Here is a 17,613-nt window from a genome sequence, read left to right on the forward strand (position 1 = left end):
GTCGATGGGGGTGAGGTGATGGAACTGATGATGCGGGGGGCAACCCCTTTGACGATGACCAGCGTGGAGATCGCCGAGCTGACCGGAAAGCGCCACGACAACGTGATGGCCGATATCCGCAAGATGCTGGTGGAAATTCAATCTCCTGAGAAGTCAGGCGATTACCAGGATGGCCGTGGTCGCACCCAGCCGTGCCTGTTGCTGGACAAGGACGAGACCCTTTGTCTGGTGGCCGGTTACAGCGCCCAGTTGCGGATCCGGATTATTCGCCGCTGGCAGGAGCTGGAGCAGCAAGCCCACCAGCCCGCGATGATGATCCCCCAGACCCTGCCGGAGGCACTGCGCCTTGCTGCCGAGCTGGCCGAGCAGAAGATGGCGCTGGAACAGAAGGTGGCGATGGATGCCCCGGCGGTGGAGTTCGCCAAGCAGATCGCCAGTGTGGAGAAGGGGATCACCTTGTCGGCGTTCGCCAAGACGGTGGGCCTTGGCCCCAATACCCTGTTCACCCTGCTGAGGGAACGCAAGATCTTGATGAGTTGCCGCGGGGAGCGCTGGAACCTGCCGATGCAGGAGTATGTGGACCGCGGGCTGTTCGCGACCCGGGAGAGCTCGTTTGACAGCAACGGCGAGCGGCGCATCAGCTTCACCCCCCTGATCACCGGCAAGGGCCAGCAGTGGCTGGTGGAGCGGCTGATCCGTGACGGCATCCTGCGTGGGGTGGCGGCATGAGTCACAACCTGGCCCTGTTGCCATCGGCTGAACGGCAGCGCATCGAGTTGATCAAGCAGGCGCACCTGCTGGTGTGGCGCCGTCGCCGCAACGAGATCGGGCGTGAGGTCGTGGTGGCCGCCATTGATGAGGTGGATGAAGAGCACCGTGAGTGGTTTCGCCAACAGTTGAACGCGATCAGGGGGCAAGCGTGAGCGCAGGTAACGCCGTGTTTGTCGAAGCGCTGGGGCTGGCCCTGGTGCCGCTGGGCGACAGCCTGCCGGCGGTGAGGCGCCAACTGGCTGGCAAGCCGGTGCGTCTGGTGCGCGATCAGGGGGCTGACCTGCTGGCCCAGTTCTCTGAGTTGGTGTCGGCCCTGGCCTGCGCCGCGGTGGTCAATGCCGCCGGTGGGGAGCTGCTGACCGCCAATGCCACTGCTTGCGTGATAGCCGATGGCTGCATTGGGGAAACCGTCACCGCAGAGGTGGAGGGGGTCCATCTGCCTTTGTGCTGGCATCACGACAACGAGCACCGCAATGGGCAGTTACCGATCCGCCTCGCCGATGTGGCCGGGTGGCTGGCGCAGCTTGTGCTGCAGCGGGTCGCTGGCTGGTGTGGGGTGGCCGCTGCTGACCTGACTGCCCGGGATCTGTGCTGGTGGGCGACCGTCTATAAGGTGCTGCCTTCATTGCCGGATCCGCTGCTGCGCTCTGCCTGTCGCCTGGCACCCATCGAACCGGATCGGAAGTGGTCGCCCCGTGGTAACCGGGAGACCGATGCTCGCTATCGTGATCATCGCCTTGAGGTGGCAGAGCGCGATCCACTGGCCGATCTGCGGGCTCGCATCAATGCCAAACCGGCCATTCGCCAGATTGATCCTGAGCCTGCGGCCTTGCATTTAGGCAAGCCCAAACGACAGCGCTGGGAGTGTGCGGCCTACTTGGCTTTTGTTCGACAGTTGCCCTGTGTGGTGACGGGCCAGCGCGAGGGCATCGAGGCGCACCACGTTGTGGGTCACGGGATGAGTGTGATGGGCAGCAAGGCGCATGACCTGATGTCGTTCCCACTCGCCCACCAGCCACACATGGAGTTGCACCGGATCGGGTGGAAGGCTTGGGAGGCCAAGCACGGTTCGCAGTTGGAGCACGTTATCAACACACTGGAGCTGGCTTGCTCCTTGGGAGTGTTCAATGCCAAAAGCTGATTCATGGACAGTGACCCTGCCATGGCCCCCTTCAACCAACCGGATCTGGCGCAATGTGGCCGTGAGCGGTAAGCCCAGAACCCTGCTGAGCCAGGAGGGGAGGGTTTATCGCAAAGCTGCGGCCGATGCCTGTCTGGCTGCCAAGTTAGCCGGCAAGCAGATTCCCGATCGGCTGGCCCTGCGGCTGGTGGTGCAGGCCCCTGACCGGCGAGCCCGGGATCTGGATAACACGGTGAAGGCGGTGCAAGACGCCCTGACCCACGCCGGGGTGTGGCTGGACGATAGCCAGATCGACCGGTTGCTGGTGGAGCGCGGGCCGGTAGTGAAAGGGGGAATGGTGTCGGTAACAGTGGAGGTGATGAGTGCGCTTTGAATATGCAATTACCGTAGGGGATCCGCGTTCTGTGATGCTGCAGGCCTATCAGGCCCAGTCAACGGGGCGTTCTCATCTGACAAAGAGTGATGTGATGACGGCATTGGGAATGGTTCAGAAGCACAATGGTGCCGGCATGGCGCTGGTGATGGCGCGTTACTGCAAAGACCTAGGGGATGCCAAGAAGGCCCTGCTGGCTGTGCAGGCTGAGTGCACCAAGATTGCTCCCCGCTATGTGGGGGGCAACAAGGAACGTGGCCACGGCATGGCCTTGCGCCGGGTAGCCGAGTTGGCCCTGGAACACTACTGCCGCACTGCTGACACTCCTGGGGCCGCTTGTCGTTGTGGTGGTAGAGGGACAGTCCGGGATCTGGAGTTATCCAAGTTACATGGCAAGCCCATGGACAAAGCCTGTCCCCGCTGCGGTGGTACTGGACTTCGTCCGATCCTGGGCAGTCAGGTCAGGCGGCCTATTGAGGTGCTGGTGGGCCAGTTCACCCGCGGGCAGTGGGAGAGGGGGTGGCGCCCTCTTTATCTCGCGGTGTTGGCCTGGTGCCACCAGCAGGAGTCTACGACACAGGCGCGCTATGGGTATGTGACGCGATAGAGCCGCTTCTGGCTAGATTGAAAAGGGGGCTTTCGCCCCCCAATTATTGCATTACCAACATGGCTACTGGCCGATCAGATGATGGCGCGCTCACCCAGGGTGGCGAAGTTAGTGACCTTCACGACTCCATCCGGGAAGCGGGCCACAACTTCCAATTGACCTCCCATGGCTTCAATGTGGCTGCGCAGTGTCGAGAGATACATATCAGTGCGCTTTTCCATTTTGGCTATGGATGGTTGTTGGACGTGCAGTATTTCTGCGAGCATTTTCTGGGACAGCCCGCGAGCCTGACGCAGTTCGTCCAGTGGCATCTCGGCCAGCATTGCCTCTGTTTTTGCTACGGCGCGAGCCTGTGACTCAGGAGTCATCTTGGCGCGCAGATCGTTAAATTTCTTAGCCATCGATAAGGCCCTCCCTTCTCAGTTGTGCCAGATGTTGATCATAGAGGCTGTCTGCGATCGGGATGTGAACATCATACTTGTTACTAAGGCGAGTGTAATAAAGCGTAATCATTCCGTAAATGGAATGCGCTTATTGCTCCGATCTATCGGTGTCTTTACATCCCCTGCAATTTTTGGCAAAGTTGGCACCGATGATGGAAGACTGCACCCGAAAGGATGTGGTCTTTTTTATTTCTTGCTCTCAAACCTCGGCCTTGCCGAGGTTTTTTCGTTTCTGGGGTGGATTCATGAATCAAGGCCATGAGCAGATCGCTACCACTGTGGTCGGTGAAACTGCGAAATCTGCCCCTCCTGTAGCGGTGGTGAGTATGTCGTGGGCTGGTGTCTCTTTGAGTGACTGGGTGCTGATCGCGACGCTTGTGTGGCTTTCGGTTCAGATCGGCTGGTTTATCTGGTCGAACATCATCAAGCCACGCGCCAAGCAGGTGGGGTAGGCATGACAAAAGTACGAATTGCCATAGTGGCGCTCACTCTCAGTGCTGCCGGCTTTGTGGGGATCCTGAATCGGGAGGGGTTTGAGCCGACGGCTTACCCCGACCCCGTACACGGTACCAAGCTCCCCACTATCGGCTTTGGGAGCACCGAAGGGGTCAAGATGGGTGACACCATCACGCCCGTCGCCGCGGTGAACAGGAGCCTTCGGGAGGTGCGGGTGTTCGAGAATGCCCTCAAGGCCTGCATCAAGGTGCCACTCCACCAGTATGAGTTCGACGCCTATGTCGAGCTCTCCCACAACATCGGTCCCGGCGCCTTCTGCCGATCCACCATCGTGAAGCGCCTGAACGCTGGCGACTACCCCGGGGCCTGCGAGGCGATCCTGCTATTCAAGCGTTCCGGCAACCAGGACTGCTCGGTACCGGGGAACCGGGTATGCCCCGGGCTCTGGAAAGACCGGCTGCGCCTCAATGCGAAGTGCAAGGGGGTGTGATGGGAGTGACTCAGCAGAGCAAGGTGCTGCCGTTCCTGGCCGGTGCCTTGGTGATAGCCGCCCTGGCCGGCGGCGGTGTGGCGCTCTATCGCTCCGGTCATGCTGCTGGGGAGGAGGGGGAGCGCAAGACCTGGCAGGCAAAGTGGAATGAAGAGGCTGCCCGCCTTGCCACAGCCAGAACTAAGGCTGAGCTGAAGGCTCGGGAGGAAGAGCAGCGCCGGCAGGCTGAAATCGATGAGGTGAGAGACCATGCACAAGAAGAAATCGCCCAAGCGCAGGCTGATGCCGCTGCTGCTGACCTTGAGTCTGGCCGGCTGCGCGAGCAAGCCCGCCGCCTGGCAGCCCGAGCAAGTCAGTGCGCCAGCAATCCCGGGGCTGCCCAAGGAGGCCCGGCAGCCGGACATCCTGCCATGGTGCTCGCCGACCTGCTCAGCCGGGCTGACGAGAGAGCGGGTGAGCTGGCAGCAGCGTATGACCGAGCTCGAGCGTCAGGACTAGCCTGTGAAAGAGCCTATCTCTCATTGACTCAACCCCGTTAACCCAACTACCGCAATACCCCACCCCCTAGGTCAAAGGTACTCCCCCCAGCCCCCGTCCTCGACGGGTTGGACGAGGCGCGGTTTTTCACTACATATGAAACCCCAAGAAGTGAGGTTGTTGTTTTCATGTCAGAGCCATCAGACAAGGATCGCCCTGCGCCTGGCTGGCTGAAAAAATCCGACATGGCTGCAAGCCTGGGGATCTCGGTGCAAGCCTTTGATAAGTGGGGAGTTAATCCAGTAAAAAAGATCGGGCGCAACGTTTACTTTGATGTGCGCTCGGTTGTGGATAACCGGATCGAGAACGCGATCCAAAAACACCAACCAACGGATCCTCAAGACATGGATGAGGATCAATTGGACTTCCAACGGTGGAGGCTCACCAAGGAGCAGGCCGACAAGGCCGAGCGCGAGAACCGGATCGCTGAGCGCCATCAGGTGCCGACCGAGTTTGCAACGTTCGCTCTGACGCGCATCGCCGCAAAGGTCAGCAGTCTGCTCGACACCGTTCCACTCACTATGCGCCGCCGTTATCCCGAATTGCAGACCAAGCACATCGAGGGGCTCCAGCGCGAACTGGTCATAGCCAGCAACGAGGCGGCCTCCCTGGGTGATCTGCTGCCGGAGTTACTGGATGAATATATCGACAGCACAAGTAAGTAGCCTGGCGGCTGCCGTCAACCTTGGGCTGTCAGCCCTGCTCAGGCCGCCAGTGCAGACCGCCGCCGAGTGGATGGATGACCATTACTACCTGCCGGTGGAGTCCTCCTATCAGGAGGGCCGCTGGAAGTCGCTGCCGTTCCAGGTGGCCATCATCAACGCGATGGCCAATGACGACATTCGAGAGGTCAATTTCGTCAAGTCGGCGCGGGTTGGTTACACCAAGATGCTGCTCGGTGTGGCGGCTTACCTGTTGGAGCACAAGAAGCGCAACGGACTGATCTGGCATCCCACTGATGGTGATGCTGAAAAGTTCGTCAAAAAGCACGTTGATCCCATGATCCGTGATGTCCCCAGACTAAAGGCGCTCGCGCCCTGGTATGGGAAGAAGCACAAAGACAACACGCTGGAGCTCAAGCGATTCGCCAACGGGCGAGGGTTAGAGATCCGGGGTGGTAAAGCGGCGGCAAACTACCGAGAAGCCTCTCCCGACTTCGGTATCTATGACGAGCTGGCCGCCTTCGATGCTGACATCGATCACGAGGGTTCGCCCACGTTCCTCGGTGACAAGCGGATGGAGGGCTCGACCCACCCCAAATCAATCCGTGGCTCTACCCCCAAGATCGCGGGGCAGTGCCAGATAGAGCGGGCGGCCAGCGAATCGCAGCACCTGATGCGTTATCACGTGAAGTGCCCACATTGCCATGCAGAGCAGTACCTCAAGTGGGGCGGCCCCGATGCCGAGTTCGGCATCAAGTGGGACGGTAACAACCACAACTCGGCGTTCTATCTGTGCGAGGCAAATGGCTGCGCCATTCGCCAGCATGAGATGGATTACGAGACGGTGGAACGCTGGATCTGCGAGCGCACCGGCATCTGGACGCGGGACTCCATCGACTGGTTCGACAGTGATGACCAACCGATCCCGCCGCCCGAGTCGGTGACCTTCCATATCTGGACGGCCTACAGCCCGCTGACGACATGGGTGCGGATTGTCTCTGACTTCCTCAAAGCGAAGGATGACCAGGGCAAGCTAAAGACCTTCGTCAACACCACGCTGGGCGAGACCTGGGAAGAGGAGACCGGTGAGAAACTGGAGTGGGAGGCGCTTGCCGCCCGCCGCGAGGTATGGCCGCACCCCGTCCCTGATGGGGTGCTCTATATCACTGTCGGGGCTGATACCCAGGATGACCGTTTCGAGTTCGAGATCACCGGCTGGGGCGTGGGGGAGGAGCATTGGGTGATCGACTACCAGCGCCTGTACGGCAACCTCGGGCACACCGAGATCTGGGGTCGACTGCACGAGCAGTTCTCGCGCCAGTTTATCAAGGCCAACGGTGAGGTGATGGATATCGGCCTGGTGCTGATTGACTCGGGTGGTCACTACACCGATGAGGTCTATCAGTTCTGTCGCCGCAACCCGCGCAAATATATCCCTATCAAGGGGGCCACGGTGATGGGCAAACCCATCATCACCTTCCCGCGCAAGAAGAACCGGCAGGGCGTTTACCTGTCGGAGGTCGGCACCGACACCGCCAAGGACGTGATCTACGCCCGCCTGGCCGATGTGCCTGCATCGCTATCCGGGCCGCTGCCTGGTTACCGGCACCACCCTGTCGCCGAGTGGGCAGATGAACACTATTTCAAGGGTCTGACCTGTGAGCGAAAGCGGCTGGAGTTTATCAAGGGCCGCCGCGTCTATCGCTGGGTTAACCCATCCGGCGCCCGCAACGAGCCCACTGACTGCGCGGGTTACTCACTGGCCGCCGTGCGCCTTGGCGTCCAGCACAAAGGCTGGCGCCTGGTCGCCCGGCATCAGCCAACCACTATCAACCACGCCGAGCCGGTATCCCGCCCGCAGCCAAGACCCACGGCAGCAGGCAACAGCTGGCTCGGCACAAACTCAGGAGGCTGGCTGTGAAGCTGAGCGATATCGACAGCATGATCGAGCTGTACCTGCAGGCAGAGCGCGATGTGCTGGCCGGCAAGCAGGTAACGTTCCAGGGCCGCACTGTGACTTCTGAAAACCTCAACGAGCTCCGCTCTGGTCGGCGGGAGTGGGAGCAGCGCCGCGCCAGCGTGGCCAACCCTGTCCGTCAGCCCTATGCCGCCGCGAGGTTTACATGAGAGCCATAGATAAGTTGGTCGGGTTTATCTCCCCCGGCTGGGCAGCCAACCGGATGCGCGACCGCTTGCGAATGATGGCCTACGAGGCGGCAATGCCGTCGCGAACCCATCAGGCCAAGCGGGAACGGCGTGGCGCCAACGTGGCCACCCAGCAATCGGCGATCAGCTTGCGCGAGCAGGCCAGAGCCCTGGACGAAAACCATGACATTGTGATCGGCCTTCTCGACAAGATGGAGGAGCGGATTGTCGGCGGCAAAGGCATCCAGATCGAGCCGCAGCCCCGCTCGGTCGATGGACAGTTGCTGGATGACCTCGCCAAGGATATCCGCCGCCGCTGGGCTGCCTGGTCACTCAAACCGGAAACCACCGGCACCTACACCCGTCCCGCCATGGAGCGGCTGGCCTGTCGTACCTGGTTGCGCGATGGCGAGGTGTTTGGCCGCCGCCTGCTCGGCACCATCAAGGGCTATCAGCATCATTCTGACACCCCCTTTTCGGTGGAGGTACTGGAACCTGACTTTGTGCCGTTCGAGATGAACAGCGTGGCGGATGGGGTCAGGCAGGGGATCAAGGTCGATGCCTGGCGCCGTCCGAAATCCTACTTTGTGATGTTCGATCACCCCGGCGAGATGCAGGGTTATCGCTACCGCACCAAGGAGATCGAGGCCAGCGAGATGTATCACCTGGCGCTGCGCAAGCGGATCCATCAGCTGCGCGGCGTTACGCTGCTGCACGGTGTCATCACTCGCCTCGCTGACCTCAAGTCGGTGGAGGAGGCCGAGCGTGTGGCAGCTCGGATCAGTGCCTCGCTCGCCTTCTTCATCAAGAAGGAGCACCCGGAGGGATACCAGGCGCCACCAGATGGTTCGCCTGCGCAAGCGCAGAGAATGATCGACATCACGCCGGGGATGACCTTTGACGACCTGCGCCCCGGCGAAGATGTCGGGGTTATCCAGTCCAACCGGCCAAACACCGCTCTGAACATCTGGCGATCGGGTCAGCTGCGCTCATCCTGTGCTGGCACCCGCAGCCAGTATTCGAGCGTGGCCCGCGACTATGACGGCACCTATTCCGCCCAGCGCCAGGAGCTGGTTGAGGGGTGGGAAGGCTTTGCCGTGCTGCAGGATGAGTTTGTGGCCAACTGGTCGCGCCCTGTTTATCGGGATTGGTTGCTGGCCGAAACCCTGCGCAGCAAAGACCCGCTCAAGCTGCCTCCCGAGCTGGATATGAAAACCCTGTTCGATGCCATCTATCTGGCGCCAGTCATGCCCTGGATTGACCCGGAGCGTGAGGCCAACGGCTGGAGAGCTGTGATTCGTGGTAGTGCTGGCACGGTGACTGAGTGGATCCGGGCTCGCAACAGGAACCCTGACGAGGTGCGGGACCAGCGTCTTTCCGAACTGGAATGGGAGAAGCAAAACAACGTCATCACCGATTCCAACCCAGCCAATGATCCAGGAGCACAACCCAGTGAAAAAGCACCACCTGACGGCGGCGGTCCAGACCGCGCTGATGCCAGCGCGAGCGGAGGCCGCCAGCGACCAACCCGCCGCCGATAACCAGAGCCCCCGCAGCTGGTACACCATCAACGCCCTGGCCGCCTCAGAGCCCACGGTAGAGATCTACATCTATGACGTGATCGGCTACTGGGGTGTGTCGGCTCAACAATTCATCTCGGACTGCAAGGCCGCCGGGGTGTTTAGTGCCAAGCAACTCAATCTGCACATTCACAGCCCCGGCGGTGATGTGATGGACGGGTTTGCCATCTACAACACCCTGGCCCGCCTCACCTGCAAGATCGACATCTGGAACGATGGCCTGGCGGCCAGTATGGCCTCGGTCATTCTCTGCCTGCCCAATGCCACCGTGCATATGCCGAGCAATGCCTGGGTGATGATCCACAAGCCGTGGTCTGGCGCAGTCGGCAATGCGGACGACTTGCGAGATCTGGCCGATTGGCTGGATCGCAACGAGGCGCTGCTGCTCAACGCCTACGAGAAGAAAACCGGCAAGCCCCGCGAGGAGCTGGCCGCGCTACTGTCGGCAGATACCTGGCTCGATGGCCTGCAGGCCAAAGAGATGGGGTTTGTCGATGTCCTGGAAGAGCCGATCTCGGCTGCCGCCTACGTGAACGAGAACAAGATGAAAGACTTTAACAACATTCCTACCCAGGCCCGAACCCTGTTCGGCGCCAAAGCGAACGCTGGCACAGCTGCTCCTGTACCGGCCAATCCCACCACGACCGCCGTTTTGCCTGGCCAACCCCAGCAGCCCGCTGGTGATGATGCTGTCGCTGCCTTCAAGCGACAGGAGCAGGCTCGCCGCAATGACATTCAGGATCTGTTTGCGCTGACCTGCGGCCGCTTCCCTGAGCTGATGGCCGATTGCCTGGCTGATATGGATGTTTCCGCCGCCGCTGCGAAAGAGAAAATCAAGGCAGCGCTGGGCACCGGCGCCAGTGAAACCGGCCCGCTGGGTTCCACCGTGCATATCCACGCTGGCAACGGCAACCTGATCGGCGACTCTGTTCGCGCCTCCCTGATGGCCCGCTGTGGTCATGCAGAGAAAGAGCGTGACAACCGCTATGACGGTTTCAGCTTGCGCGAGCTGGCGCGGGCATCACTGGAAGGTCGCGGGGTATCCACCTCCGGCATGAGCCCGATGAACTATGTCGGCATGGCCTTCACCCACACCAGTTCCGACTTTGGCAAGATCTTGATGGATGTCTCCAACAAGTCGGTGCTGGAAGGTTGGGAATCCGCCAACGAGACCTTCGAGAAGTGGACGCGCAAGGGAACCTTGTCCGACTTCAAGGTGGCCCAGCGTGTCGGCTTGGGTGATATCGCCAGCCTGCGCAAAGTGCGCGAGGGTGCTGAGTACAAGCACATCACCCTGAACGACACCGGTGCCACCATCCAGCTGGCGACCTACGGCGAGCTGTTCTGCATCACCCGCCAGGCGATCATCAACGATGACCTCGACCTGCTGACCCGCATCCCGAAACTGATGGGGGCGGCGGCGCGTGGCACCATCGCAGATCTGGTCTATGCCGTGTTGACCCAGAACATCAAGATGCCGGACAACAAGGCGTTGTTCCACGCCGATCACCACAACCTGCTGAGCGGCGCAGACTCTGCCATGAGCATCAAGGCACTCTCTGCTGCCAAGGCGCTGATGCGCAGCCAGAAGGCGGCCGCAGAAGGTGGCAAGGGTCGCGCTCTCAACATCCGTCCGGGCTTTGTTCTGGTTCCGACCGAGCTGGAAGATACCGCGTTCCAGCTGATCAACAGCACTTCCGTCCCCGGCGCCGATGCCAACTCCGGCATTATCAACCCGCTCAAGGGCTTCGCCGAGGTGATCGGTGAGCCGCGCCTCTCCGATAGCGATGTGGCCCAGTGGTTCCTGGCTGCGCAGGGTGGCGACACGGTTGAGGTGGCCTATCTGGACGGCATGGATGCGCCCTGGATTGAGCAGCAGGAAGGCTTCACCGTTGACGGCGTGACCACCAAGGTTCGCATCGATGCGGGGGTTTCCGCCCTCGACCATCGCGGCCTGGTCAAGGCTGCAGGCAAGTAATCGGAACGGCCCGCCACACGGCGGGCCATCTTTTGGCAAACAACAGGAACAGCAACATGGCAAAGAATTTTGTTTGTACCGGCACCCAGCTGGCGTTTGTAGCCCCGGCCGGTGGTGTGGTTTCCGGCAAGCCTATCAAGATGGGCGCTCTGACCGTTGTCCCGCTGGAGAACGCCGCCGCTGGCACCGAGTTTACCGGCGCCCTGTCCGGTGTCTGGACTCTCCCCTGCGACACCGCATTGGCTATCGGCGCGGCCGTCAAGTGGGATGGTGCCAAGCTGGTCGCGGACACCACCAATGACGCGGACGACTTCGGCAAGCTGGTTAGCAGCGGCGCCAGCGGTTACGCCGACGCGCTGATCGTCCAGTAATGGTGACCGGCTCCCGCTGGCAGCGGGCGGTCAGTCGCCTCAACGTGGCCGTTGATCAGGCCATGGGTATCGATGCCGTTGTCGCCGGTCAGCAGCTGACCGTGATCTATGACGAACAGCCTGATGCATTTGCCCAGGTTGCGACAGTGCTGCGCGAGCTCGCAGTGAGCAGTCCGCCGCCCGGGGTGCGTTTCCGTAATGGTGACAAGGTAGAGGTGCCAAGCCTTGGCCTGGTGACCGCTGTCAGAGACGTGCCATACATGCGGGCTGGCCAGTTGATCATCCCCATCAAGTGAGGCGGCTATGTCCATCAAGCTCGATCTGGAGAAGGCGGTCGCCAACCTGAACCTGCTGCCTGCCAAGCTGGTGCCAAAGGCCAGTGCGCAGGCGGTTAACCGGGTCAGCTCTCGGGCGTCCGGGCGGGCCATCCGGTTGACGGCCAAGGATGCGCGGGTGCGGGTGCCTGCCAAGTTGCTGCGCCCCAGGGTCAAGATCTTCAAGGCTACCGCGCAATCGCCGAATGCGGTTATCCGGGTGCGTCGCCGCCCCATTCCGCTGATCAAGGTGGGGGCCGTGCAGCAGCGGATTATCCGTTATCGCAACACGGCGTTTACTGGCATTGGCGATATGCAGGTCGGGCGGCATCGGGTGCCGGGCGGCTTTGTGGCGAATGGTGCCAAGGGGTTCGGTCAGTATCGGCGCGGTGGCGGTTACGCTGCCACCACGCTGAGAAGCTGGCAGATCCTGCGCCGTGTCGGCAAGGGGCGTCACGCACTGGAAGTGATGCGGATCCCGCTGGTCACCCCGATCACCGAGCACTACGAGCGCGAGGCCAAGGCGGCGATGAGCCGTGATATGCCCCGCGAAATGCAGCAGGCGCTGCTGCGTCAGCTTCAACTGGCGATTAAATAGGGCTAGGATCCTGATCTCAACAAAAGGAGAGAGCATGATCATCCTGAAAATCGCCGTGGCCCTGCTGATGCTGGCGCTGATCGCGGCAGGCACCTATCAGGGCGGCTGGCTTGGCTTTGCCATCACGGTCGGCATGACGTTGGTACTCAACGGCATGTTCAACCGATGGGATGCCAGGCGGCAAACCTCAACCACCAAATAACCCGCTTCGGCGGGTTTTTTATTGGACTCACCATGACCAAACGAACCCTTATCCGGCAGGCGCTGGCCGATCGGGTTGGGCTTGAGCTCAACAATGTCCCCGGCGCCCAGCCGGTGACCGTGTTTGCCAACCGGCCATTCTCGATTGACCAGGAAGATCTGCCGGTGGCCTTCTGCTACCTGATGGAGGGCGCCCCCTCCGAGTATGCGCTCGACAAGCCAGGCGACAGCGCGCAGCTGATGGTGTCGCTCTACGTGATGGAGAGCAACCAGGCCGATGCTGAGCTCGATGTGCTGGCTGAAAACCTCGACCCGCTGGCTGGAGATAACCTGGGCAGCCTGCTTGATGAGGGGCTGGAGCTGGCCAACTGGAGTTATGGCATAGACGAACAGGGTACCGGGCTGGCCAGCCTGACCCTGACCTTTAACGCAAGTTGGAGCAATAACTGATGACCGATACCAATAAAACCGTCAAGGGTGCAGGCACCGAGCTCTATATGGCCAAAGTGCCGGGGCCGACCAAGCCGAGCATCGCCACCGCTGATTCAGTGGTGCGGCTGGCGGATATCAAAGAGCTGACCCCGCCGGATATGTCGGTCGAGACAACCGAAGAGAGTTATCTCGATGCGGCCAACCCGGACTGGAAAGAGAAAACCCCAGGCCAGAAAGATGCGGGCCAGCTGGGCTTCACCCTGGCATGGAAACCGGATGACGCGGCCCAGAAAACCCTGGTCACCGAGTTGGGCGGCGAACTGCGCTGGTTCCTGATCAAGTACCCGAACGGCAAGGTGGATGGCTTCTACGGCTTTATCTCCAGCATCGGTAAGCCGATCGCCATCAAGGAGACCATCACCCGCACCGTGAAAGTGGATCTCTCCGGCAAGCCCTCTCTGGCCGAAGAGGATGTGGCATGAGTGCCCTGGTTGCCCGCCGCACTCTGACGCTCACCAGCAAGGTTGGCTCGGAAAAGGTCGAGCTGCAGCAGCTCAACGGCCTGCAGCTGTTTGACTATCAGACGGTGCTGCTCTCCGTTGACTGGCCGGAGGTGGACGAGAACGCCAGTCAGCGTGCTCAGCAGAAAACCCTGCTGACCATTTACCGCATCACCTACGAGCTGAACCTGCTGCTGGCCGCGATGGGGCTGCACCACAAGCACCCCGAGTTCGATATCGAGCAGATGAAAGCCTGGGTGCTGGCCCATTACCCGGACTCGGCCCATGTGCTGCGTATGGCGATGGCAGTCAAGGAGATCAGCGGGCTGGCCAGCCTCGCCAAGGCGGATGCCGATGATGCGGAAAAGCCGGAGCCGGTTGACCCAAAAAAAGGTTAGAGGGGGAGCGCCAGCGGGCCATGATGATGGCCCGCCAGTGCCGCCGTCTGGACTGGCGGCGAATGCTGAGCGAGATCAGTAGCACCGAGTATATCGAGTGGTGCGGCCACTTCGCCGAATACCCGTTCGATTACCTGATCGGCCAGTATGAAATGGGGCAGATCTGCTACACCAACCTGCTGCCGCACCTTGGCGCAGATAACTGCCCAGCCCCCTCTGATTTTTACTACAACCGCCCTGAACGCCCAGAGCAGAGCTGTGACGATGTGGCCGCGCTCGCTGCCACCATCCCCGGTGTGGAGTCCTTTACATGACAACCCAGATTGCCGATCTGCGGGTGCTGCTCAGTGCTGACCCCAGCAAGCTGAACGCCGATGTGCGCTCGGCTATCGGGGTGCTGAAAAGCTACGCGCAAGACGCCAAGAATGCCGAAGATGCCACCTTCAACTTTGGCCGCTCGTTTAATGACACCGCTGACCTGCTATCCAACAAGTCCATTGCCATCGTGCAGGGCTTTAACGTGGTGCAGGGGGCTGTGCTCGGCCTGACTGGTACGGCGGTTGGCCTGGCTGCCTCCGTCAGCTCACTGGCTGCCACCGGCAAAGAGCTTGAGCAGATGGCCCTGAAAGCGGGGGTGTCTGTCGAGACGATGCAGGAGCTGGCCTATGCCACCGAGCAGTACAACGTCACCGGCGATCAGCTGGCCGACATGCTCAAGGATGTGCAGGACAAGCTCGGCGACTTCTCGGCAACGGCCGGCGGCGAGTTCAAAGACTGGATGGAGAACATCGCCCCCAAGGTGGGGCTGACCATTAGCAAGTTGCAGCAGATGGCAGGGCCGGAGGCGTTGATTGCCGTCCAGAACGCGATGGACGCGACCAACGTCTCGGCCAGCGAGCAGATCTTTTACCTCGAATCCATCGCCAACGATGTCTCGACCCTGCAGCCGCTGTTGCGCAACAACGGGGCCGAGTTGCAACGGCTGACCGGCCATTACCGCAGCCTCAACGTGGCGCTGTCGGAGACCGATATCAGCCAGCTCAAGGAGCTGGATCAGAAGCTCAAGGACATCAGCCTGCGCCTGCAGAGCTCGTTTGCCCAGGGGGTGCTGGGTGCCTCCGAGCAAATCGACTGGCTATCCGAAAAGCTCGGCTATGCGGTGAGCTACTGGGGCACCCTGTTTGATAGTTGGGCGGATAACCCCCGCACCATAGACGGCATGAGCCGCCGTCTCGGCAACCTGCGCGAGGAGCTCAAGGATCTGGACGACCAGATCAAAGAGACCTCCAACCAAAAGGAGTTCGGCGGGGTTGGCCTGCTCGATGCCATCCTTGGCGACACGGCGGGCCGCTCGGCCCTGCCTGAGCTCCAGCAACGCCGCGCCGAGATTGAGGCCGAGATCGGCCGCATTCAGGAGGCGTATGGCCAGAAGCGTTTCGGGATTGGTGAGCAGCCGGAGTATCAGCCGCCCGAGCCGGTCAGCTCCCGCGATACCAGCGGCGAGACCCAGAAGCTGCTGGAGCAGGGGGAGAAGCGGATCGCCACCCTCGATATGCAGTACGCCAACGAGCTCGAAAAGTTGCGGCTGGCCCATGAAGATCGGCTTACCGAGATCGACAACCTGCAACTGAGTGAGGCAGAGCTGCGCCGCCGGGGCCATGAAAGCCTGGCGGAGCTGCAGGAGGAGTACCGCCTGAAAGAGGCGGATCACTTCGCCCAGGAGCAGGCCGAGTACATGGCCAAGCAGGAAGAGGCGATCGCCAAGGAGCTGGAAGCCGACCAGCGCAAGCAGGAGCAACTGGCCGAGCAGGAGCGTCAGCGGATTGAGAAGCAGAAGAACCTGCAGCAGCAAGCCGCCCGCGACATGCTCAGCTTTACCAGCCAGACCATCGGCCTGACTACCGACATGCTGTCACAGTCCGGTAAGGAGCAGACCGGGGTGATGAAGGCGCTGTTGGCCGCCCAGAAGCTGCTAGCCATCCCATCCATCATGATTGCCGGTCAGCAAGCGGCCGCCGGTGCCGAGGCGTTTGCCGCCATGACTGGAGGTCTGATGGGGGCTGCCGCTGCCCGCAAGCTGATTGAGGCGCAGACGGCGATCTCCATCGGGTTGGTGGTCGGCACATCGATAGCCGGTATGGCCCACTCAGGGATTGAGGAGATCCCGAGCGAGGGCACCTGGCTGCTCGATAAAGGCGAGCGGGTTTACACCAACAAATCAGCCCAGCGTATCGATCAGATGTACGACCGGATGATGGGCGGCGGGGTGGCCTCCGCCGGCGGCGCGGTGTTTGAACAGCACCTGCATTTCAGTGCCGACATGACCGACGACGACCGCAACGCGGTGATCACGGAGGCGTCCCGGCAGGGTTACCAAATGTTTCTCGATGACCTAGCCAGCTATGGCCAGGGTCGCCGAATGCTGGGGGTATGACGATGGAAATCTATGACTGGCCTGCTGAGTTTCGGGTGCGGGAAAACTCCCTCGACCTGGAAACCATGGGGCGGGTATTCGAATCGCCGTTTGATGGCTCCGAGCAAACGGTCGCCACCCCGGGCAGCAAGTGGCTGATGGAGCTGACCATGGGCAAGATGGAGCCCGCGGTCGCCCGCCGGCTGGAGTCCTTCATCGCCAAGCTGGACGGCAAAACCAACCGGGTCAGGCTGTGGGACTTCGCGCACCCCAAGCAAGCGGTGCAGGGTGCCCCCCTCGTCAGCGAGGCGCTGAACATGCGCACCACCCTGACCAGCCGGGGCTGGAAACCCTCGACCCTGGTGCTGCGGGACGGCGACTGGGTGCAGGTGGGGGACGAACTCAAGCGGGTGACGGCGGATGTTTGGTCGGATCAGTCCGGCACGGCCCGAATCGCGTTTGCCCCCATGCTGCGCAAGAGCCACCCCAGCGGCACCCCCCTGGTGGTCGAGCGCCCCATGGGGGTGTTTCGCCTCGATGGCGGCGGCAAATCTCGTCGCCCGTCAGGTTTTCGCCGTGATCTCGGCACTCTCAAATTCAAGGAGAGCTTCTATCCATGATCACCGGCCTTGATCCTGATGTAATCGCCGCCCTGAGCCAGCCCAACGTGACGGCCCTCTATGCCCTCAAGCTGGATTTGGTGAGCGGCGTGAGCCGCCTGCACTCCGGCCTCGGTGAGCTGGTGCTGGGTGGTGAGGTGTATTACGGGGTCGGTGCCCTGGGGGCGGTCAGCCCCCAGAAAGAACAGATATCCACCTCGCCAACCAAGCTGAGCGTCACCCTGACGGGGTTGGACAACGCCCTGCTGGCCGAGGTGATGAGGGAGCGCATCGTTGACCGAATGGCGTGGCTTTATCTGGTCGTGCTTGGCCCTGATGGCACCCCCCTCAATGCCTGTTTGCAGTTTAGCGGCAAGATAGCGCAAACCCCCATCAAGGCAGGGCGAACCAACACCATCCAGCTCACCATCTCGAACAAGTTTGAGGACTGGCAGAAGGGCCTCAATCTGCGCAACACCGACGAAAGCCACCGCCGCATCAAACCGGGGGATCGCTTCTATCGCTACCAGAGCCAGATGGCCGACCGCTCCATCTATTGGGGCTCCAAGAAAGACGCCCCAGGCTTCAACTATAAGGACTGACC

Annotated in this window: 25 protein-coding genes; 24 read left to right on the plus strand and 1 reads right to left on the minus strand. The window is 61.3% G+C overall.

What is annotated here, in order from left to right:
* Positions 1-18 precede the first annotated feature (18 nt).
* The 5 genes from OKC27_RS07135 to OKC27_RS07155 all read left to right on the plus strand — a co-directional run bounded on the left by OKC27_RS07135 (position 19) and on the right by OKC27_RS07155 (position 2,892).
* Complete coding sequence (locus OKC27_RS07135; protein WP_041205556.1) at positions 19-729, plus strand: phage antirepressor KilAC domain-containing protein; 711 nt, start codon at positions 19-21, stop codon at positions 727-729.
* Positions 726-923 (plus strand): DUF3283 family protein, encoded by a 198-nt coding sequence (locus OKC27_RS07140; protein WP_005324004.1) that lies wholly within the window; start codon positions 726-728, stop codon positions 921-923. Before OKC27_RS07135 ends, OKC27_RS07140 begins: the two co-directional genes overlap by 4 nt.
* Positions 920-1,912, plus strand: a complete 993-nt coding sequence (locus OKC27_RS07145) for a DUF968 domain-containing protein (protein WP_227656723.1) — start codon at positions 920-922, stop codon at positions 1,910-1,912. Before OKC27_RS07140 ends, OKC27_RS07145 begins: the two co-directional genes overlap by 4 nt.
* Entirely contained in the window at positions 1,899-2,285 is a 387-nt protein-coding gene (locus OKC27_RS07150; protein ID WP_041211155.1) for a RusA family crossover junction endodeoxyribonuclease, read from the plus strand. Before OKC27_RS07145 ends, OKC27_RS07150 begins: the two co-directional genes overlap by 14 nt.
* 94 nt (positions 2,286-2,379) lie before the next feature.
* Positions 2,380-2,892 carry an antitermination protein Q gene (locus OKC27_RS07155; RefSeq protein ID WP_270806064.1) on the plus strand — a complete coding sequence of 171 codons (513 nt, stop codon included), beginning with the start codon at positions 2,380-2,382 and terminating at the stop codon, positions 2,890-2,892.
* A gap of 74 nt (positions 2,893-2,966) precedes the next feature.
* On the opposite strand, the gene OKC27_RS07160 is transcribed toward OKC27_RS07155, so the two are convergent.
* A complete protein-coding gene (locus tag OKC27_RS07160; protein ID WP_270806065.1) occupies positions 2,967-3,293 on the minus strand; it encodes an XRE family transcriptional regulator in 327 nt (108 codons plus the stop codon).
* 191 nt (positions 3,294-3,484) lie between these two features.
* Here OKC27_RS07160 and OKC27_RS07165 point away from each other — a divergent pair, with 191 nt between their 5' ends.
* The 19 genes from OKC27_RS07165 to OKC27_RS07255 all read left to right on the plus strand — a co-directional run bounded on the left by OKC27_RS07165 (position 3,485) and on the right by OKC27_RS07255 (position 17,611).
* Positions 3,485-3,787, plus strand: coding sequence for a hypothetical protein (locus tag OKC27_RS07165; RefSeq protein ID WP_270806066.1), 303 nt, complete (start codon positions 3,485-3,487; stop codon positions 3,785-3,787).
* Positions 3,788-3,789: 2 nt separating this feature from the next.
* Positions 3,790-4,281 (plus strand): lysozyme, encoded by a 492-nt coding sequence (locus OKC27_RS07170; protein WP_041205562.1) that lies wholly within the window; start codon positions 3,790-3,792, stop codon positions 4,279-4,281.
* Positions 4,281-4,820 carry a DUF2514 family protein gene (locus tag OKC27_RS07175; protein WP_042047481.1) on the plus strand — a complete coding sequence of 180 codons (540 nt, stop codon included), beginning with the start codon at positions 4,281-4,283 and terminating at the stop codon, positions 4,818-4,820. The genes OKC27_RS07170 and OKC27_RS07175 overlap by 1 nt, the downstream gene beginning before the upstream one ends.
* A 126-nt stretch (positions 4,821-4,946) precedes the next feature.
* On the plus strand, positions 4,947-5,483 hold the full coding sequence (locus OKC27_RS07180; RefSeq protein ID WP_270806067.1) for a terminase small subunit: 537 nt from the start codon (positions 4,947-4,949) through the stop codon (positions 5,481-5,483).
* Positions 5,455-7,401, plus strand: a complete 1,947-nt coding sequence (locus OKC27_RS07185; protein ID WP_270806068.1) for a phage terminase large subunit family protein — start codon at positions 5,455-5,457, stop codon at positions 7,399-7,401. The genes OKC27_RS07180 and OKC27_RS07185 overlap by 29 nt, the downstream gene beginning before the upstream one ends.
* The gene (locus OKC27_RS07190) at positions 7,398-7,607 is read left to right on the plus strand and encodes a hypothetical protein (RefSeq protein ID WP_005323973.1); all 210 of its coding nucleotides are present in this window, start codon (positions 7,398-7,400) and stop codon (positions 7,605-7,607) included. Before OKC27_RS07185 ends, OKC27_RS07190 begins: the two co-directional genes overlap by 4 nt.
* Positions 7,604-9,166, plus strand: coding sequence for a phage portal protein (locus OKC27_RS07195; protein ID WP_270806069.1), 1,563 nt, complete (start codon positions 7,604-7,606; stop codon positions 9,164-9,166). The genes OKC27_RS07190 and OKC27_RS07195 overlap by 4 nt, the downstream gene beginning before the upstream one ends.
* Complete coding sequence (locus OKC27_RS07200) at positions 9,078-11,183, plus strand: ClpP-like prohead protease/major capsid protein fusion protein (RefSeq protein ID WP_270806070.1); 2,106 nt, start codon at positions 9,078-9,080, stop codon at positions 11,181-11,183. The genes OKC27_RS07195 and OKC27_RS07200 overlap by 89 nt, the downstream gene beginning before the upstream one ends.
* A 56-nt stretch (positions 11,184-11,239) precedes the next feature.
* On the plus strand, positions 11,240-11,554 hold the full coding sequence (locus OKC27_RS07205; RefSeq protein ID WP_270806071.1) for a DUF2190 family protein: 315 nt from the start codon (positions 11,240-11,242) through the stop codon (positions 11,552-11,554).
* Positions 11,554-11,850: a hypothetical protein gene (locus tag OKC27_RS07210; protein WP_270806072.1), complete on the plus strand. Its 297-nt coding sequence runs from the start codon at positions 11,554-11,556 to the stop codon at positions 11,848-11,850. Before OKC27_RS07205 ends, OKC27_RS07210 begins: the two co-directional genes overlap by 1 nt.
* A gap of 7 nt (positions 11,851-11,857) precedes the next feature.
* The gene (locus tag OKC27_RS07215) at positions 11,858-12,466 is read left to right on the plus strand and encodes a phage tail protein (protein ID WP_270806073.1); all 609 of its coding nucleotides are present in this window, start codon (positions 11,858-11,860) and stop codon (positions 12,464-12,466) included.
* A 34-nt stretch (positions 12,467-12,500) separates the two neighbouring features.
* Positions 12,501-12,668: a hypothetical protein gene (locus OKC27_RS07220; RefSeq protein WP_164980045.1), complete on the plus strand. Its 168-nt coding sequence runs from the start codon at positions 12,501-12,503 to the stop codon at positions 12,666-12,668.
* Between the two features lie 32 nt (positions 12,669-12,700).
* Complete coding sequence (gene gpU / locus OKC27_RS07225; protein WP_270806074.1) at positions 12,701-13,117, plus strand: phage tail terminator protein; 417 nt, start codon at positions 12,701-12,703, stop codon at positions 13,115-13,117.
* A complete protein-coding gene (locus OKC27_RS07230) occupies positions 13,117-13,581 on the plus strand; it encodes a phage tail tube protein (protein ID WP_270806075.1) in 465 nt (154 codons plus the stop codon). The genes gpU and OKC27_RS07230 overlap by 1 nt, the downstream gene beginning before the upstream one ends.
* Positions 13,578-13,997, plus strand: a complete 420-nt coding sequence (locus tag OKC27_RS07235) for a hypothetical protein (protein ID WP_270806076.1) — start codon at positions 13,578-13,580, stop codon at positions 13,995-13,997. The genes OKC27_RS07230 and OKC27_RS07235 overlap by 4 nt, the downstream gene beginning before the upstream one ends.
* A 20-nt stretch (positions 13,998-14,017) precedes the next feature.
* Positions 14,018-14,311 (plus strand): phage tail assembly protein T, encoded by a 294-nt coding sequence (locus OKC27_RS07240; protein ID WP_270806077.1) that lies wholly within the window; start codon positions 14,018-14,020, stop codon positions 14,309-14,311.
* Positions 14,308-16,431, plus strand: a complete 2,124-nt coding sequence (locus OKC27_RS07245; protein WP_270806078.1) for a hypothetical protein — start codon at positions 14,308-14,310, stop codon at positions 16,429-16,431. The genes OKC27_RS07240 and OKC27_RS07245 overlap by 4 nt, the downstream gene beginning before the upstream one ends.
* Positions 16,428-17,030, plus strand: coding sequence for a hypothetical protein (locus OKC27_RS07250; RefSeq protein WP_270806079.1), 603 nt, complete (start codon positions 16,428-16,430; stop codon positions 17,028-17,030). Before OKC27_RS07245 ends, OKC27_RS07250 begins: the two co-directional genes overlap by 4 nt.
* Positions 17,027-17,611: a hypothetical protein gene (locus OKC27_RS07255; protein ID WP_270806080.1), complete on the plus strand. Its 585-nt coding sequence runs from the start codon at positions 17,027-17,029 to the stop codon at positions 17,609-17,611. Before OKC27_RS07250 ends, OKC27_RS07255 begins: the two co-directional genes overlap by 4 nt.
* Positions 17,612-17,613: the final 2 nt, after the last annotated feature.

The sequence above is a fragment of the Aeromonas sp. QDB62 genome (assembly GCF_027705695.1).
Taxonomy (GTDB): Bacteria; Pseudomonadota; Gammaproteobacteria; order Enterobacterales; family Aeromonadaceae; genus Aeromonas; species Aeromonas allosaccharophila.